We start from the raw sequence: 3,746 nt of genomic DNA, 5'->3' as shown, positions 1-3,746 counted from the left end.
GGACGTGTGGGCCGGCCGCGTCGTGGCCACCGGGGCCGAGTGCACGCTCCGGCGGGTCAGGCTGCCGCCGGACGCGGCCGGTCGTGAGGCCGCGATGAGGTCGGCGCGGCTGCTGGTCGAGCTCAGCCATCCACATCTTGTTCCGGTCATCGACGTGATCGCGACGTCCGAGGGTATTGCCGTCGTGTCGGAGCCGGTCAACGGGGCGGTCAACCTGGCCCGGCTGCTCGGGGTCCGGGAGCGCCTCGACCCCGGTGAGGTGGTGACGGTCGGGTTGCCGCTCGCCCAGGCGCTGGCCGCGGCGCATTCCGCCGGTGTCGTGCACGGTCGGCTCGATCTCGCCGACGTCCTGCTCGAACCGAACGGCCGGCCGGTGCTGGCGGGGACGGGTATCGCCGGCCTCGGGGGCTCGTCCACCACACCGCCGGTGGACGTCGGTGACCTTGCCGGTCTGCTGCTCGCGGCGATGCCGCATGCCACCGGGCCGGACGCGGCCGCGGTCGCCGTCGCCGTCGCGCCCGCCCTGGTCGACGACCCCGTCCGCAGACCGACGGCGGAGGAGCTGGCCGCGGCGCTGGCACGTAGCTGTCATCCCGCGCCGGTCCGGCTGGAGGGCCGAAGGCAGCGCGAGGATGTTCTTTCCGCGCTGCCGGAGGCCCAGATCCCCGGGTCGCTGGTGGGCGAGGTGGCCACGGTGCTCCCGCTGCCCATGCTGCCGGCCGGACGAGACGGTGCCCCGGGGCAGGCGGCAACCGACAGGGTGCGGCTCGCGCCTCCGATCGGGTCGCCGCCGACCCGCCTCCCGCGCACGTCGCGGACATCCGAGCCGGCGGCGCGGAGGGGCCGCCGGGCTCCAGCCGCCCCCGGCGGCTCCGGGACCGCCCGTGCCGGGACCGCCCGTGCCGGGACCGCCGCTGCCGGGACCGCTGGTGCGGTGACCGCACGTGCGACGCGCCCCCGTACAGGGAACGCACGTCCCGGAAGCGCACGTCCCGGAGGTACCCGGACGGGCGGCAGGCGATCCGCCACCACCCACGTCGGCACGCCTGCGGTGCCCACCGGCGGGCGCGCCTCGCTCGGCAGCCGGCGGCGGATCCTGCTCGTCGTGGCCGCGTTCGTCGTGTTCGTCGGCCTGCCCGCCGGCGGTCTGCTGGTCACCGCGCGCTCCGCAGGGCTGTCAGGGCAGCCGCCCGCCCCCGAGCAGGCATGGCGGGACGTCCTGGTGAGCCTGGACAACGCGCGCAGCCGTGCCTTCGCGCAGGCCGACGAGGTCGGTCTGCTGGACGCGGACGCGCTGGACAGCACCGCCTACGCGCGGGACCTCACCTTGATGCGGCAGATGGTGGCCAAGGGCGGCAGGACGTCCGGTTTACGACAAGAGATCATTGATCTCGCCGTCCGGGAGAGCGGAAGCGAGAAGACGGTGCTGCGGATCACCTACCGGCTCCCGCCGTATACGTTCGTCGACACCGCCGGAACGGTCCTGGCACAGCAGCCGGGCCATGACCGGCGGCAGTCCGACGTCACCTTGGTGAAGACCGACAGGGGATGGCGCGTTGCCCTGTCCGTCGACCCTGCCGGCTGAACATCGGCCGGCGACCGGCCGCCGATCCTTCACGACCCGGGCCAGGAGGTACCGGTGGTCACCGTGCCGGCGGTCACAGCGCCGAGAGCTGTGTCGATGTCGGCGTGGGAGAACGTGAACCCGGCTTCGGTGAGCCTGCGCGGCAGGACGCGCTGGGAGACGAGCACGCCGCCGTCGGCGAAGCCGCCGAGGGCGATCCGCAACGCGACAGCCGGCACCGGCAGGATCGCCCGTCGGCGCAGAGCCGCGCCGAGCGCCCGGGTGAACGCGGTGTTGGTGACCGGTGCCGGGCTGGTCAGGTTCACCGGACCCCGTAGGCCGTCCGCGGTCAGCAGAAAGATGATCGCCGCTGTCTCGTCCGCCAGGGTGATCCAGCTCAGCCACTGCCGGCCCGAGCCCAGCCGGCCACCGAGCCCGAGCCGGAACAGCGGGAGCTGCCTGGCCAGCGCACCGCCGTGCGGCGACAGGACAACCCCCGAGCGCAGGTGACACACGCGTACACCGGCGTTCTCGGCGGCGGCGGTGGACGCCTCCCACGCGGCCGTCACCTCGGCGAGGAAACCGGTGCCACGGGGCTCGGACTCGTCGACCGACCGGTCTCCGGTGTCGCCGTACCAGCCGATCGCGCTCGCTGACAGCAGCACCCGCGGACGCGGGTGGGCAGCGGCCACGGCGGCGGCCACCAGAGTCGTCCCGGCCACCCGGCTGTCGAGGATCCGCCGCTTGTAACGGTCGGTCCAGCGGTGGTCGCCGACTCCGGCACCGGCGAGATGGACGACGGCGTCGACCTCGGCCAGCGCGGCTGGGTCGAGCGTGCCGCGGAGTGGATCCCAGCGGATCTCCGAATCGTCCCGGACGGGCCGCCGGACCAGGGTGCGCACGGTGTGCCCGCCCGCTCGCAGGGCCGGGACGAGCGCCGACCCGATCAGACCCGAGGCACCGGAAACAACGACGTCCACCGGCTGATCCTCACCCGTGCGTGCCTGGCGGGCGAGTCGGCCCGGTGCGCCCGCCAGGCGTGGTCTTCGACGTCTTCGACCACAGACCGATTACAGGAGATCGATCACAGGCCCAGTTCGGCTTCGAACGCGCCTTCCTCCAGGCGTCCGCGCAGGGTGGTGAGGAAGCGGGCGGCGTCGGCGCCGTCGACGATCCGGTGGTCGTAGGTGAGCCCGAGGTACACCTTCGAGCGCACCGCGATGATCTCGCCCAGCTCGGGGTCGTCCACGACCGCGGGCCGCTTGACCACCGCACCGGTCCCGAGGATCCCGACCTGCGGCTGGTTGATGATCGGCGTGTCGAACAGGGCACCGCGGCTGCCGGTGTTGGTCAGGGTGAAGGTGCCGCCGCCCAGCTCGTCCGGGGAGACCCGGTTCTCCCGCGTCCGGGTCGCCAGATCATCGATCTTGCGCGCCATCCCGGTGAGGTTGAGGTCCCCGGCGTGGTGGATGACCGGGACGAGCAGCCCCCGGTCGGTGTCCACGGCGATACCCAGGTGCTCGGCGTCGTAGTAGGTGATCGTTCCCTGCTCGATGTCCACGCTGGCGTTGAGGTTGGGGTGCTCGCGCAGCGCCTCGCAGATCGCGACCGCGAAGAACGGCAGGAACGACAGTTTCACGCCCTCCCGCGCCTCGAACGCCTTCTTCGCGCGATCCCGCAGCCGGGCGATGCGGGTGACGTCGGCCTCGACGACGGTGGTGAGCTGCGCGCTGACCTGCAGGGACTCGACCATCCGCTGCGCGATCACCGAGCGCAGCCGCGACAGCTTCTCGGTGCGACCACGCAGCGAAACCGGTGCCGCTGTGGGTGCCGCCGCTGCCCGTGCCGCAGCCGCCGGTGCGGGCGCCGCCGGTGCCACCGCCGGGGCGGCGGGAGCGGCAGCCGGGGTCGCCGCCGGCGCGGCCGGTGCCGGGGTGGATGGTGTGCGGGCCGCGTCGATGACGTCCTGCTTGCGGATGCGGCCGCCGACTCCGGTCCCCGTCACGGCGGACAGGTCCACGTCGTGCTCGGCGGCAAGCCGCCGGACCAGCGGGGTCACGTAGGCCCCGAGGGATCCGCTGCCGTTGGACGGGGAGCCGGAGGCCGGTGCCGGCGTGGACTCCTGGGCCGGAACGGCCGGTGCGGGAGCGGGTGCGGGTGTGGGTGCGGGTGCGGGAGGTGG

3 protein-coding genes are annotated in these 3,746 nt (G+C 73.8%); 1 reads left to right on the top strand and 2 read right to left on the bottom strand.

The window, feature by feature from the left end; genetic code table 11:
• A partial coding sequence (locus DD1DGNOD_RS19490; RefSeq protein ID WP_165036898.1) for a protein kinase occupies positions 1–1,585 on the top strand: 1,585 nt, incomplete at its 5' end.
• Between the two features lie 29 nt (positions 1,586–1,614).
• On the opposite strand, the gene DD1DGNOD_RS19485 is transcribed toward DD1DGNOD_RS19490, so the two are convergent.
• A complete protein-coding gene (locus tag DD1DGNOD_RS19485) occupies positions 1,615–2,544 on the bottom strand; it encodes a TIGR01777 family oxidoreductase (protein WP_131770770.1) in 930 nt (309 codons plus the stop codon).
• A 104-nt stretch (positions 2,545–2,648) separates the two neighbouring features.
• A partial coding sequence (gene sucB, locus DD1DGNOD_RS19480; protein WP_131770769.1) for a 2-oxoglutarate dehydrogenase, E2 component, dihydrolipoamide succinyltransferase occupies positions 2,649–3,746 on the bottom strand: 1,098 nt, incomplete at its 5' end.

This window comes from Candidatus Protofrankia californiensis (assembly GCF_900634765.1).
In the GTDB taxonomy this organism is placed as follows: Bacteria; Actinomycetota; Actinomycetes; order Frankiales; family Frankiaceae; genus Protofrankia; species Protofrankia californiensis.
This window is presented reverse-complemented; position numbering and strand designations above follow the sequence as displayed.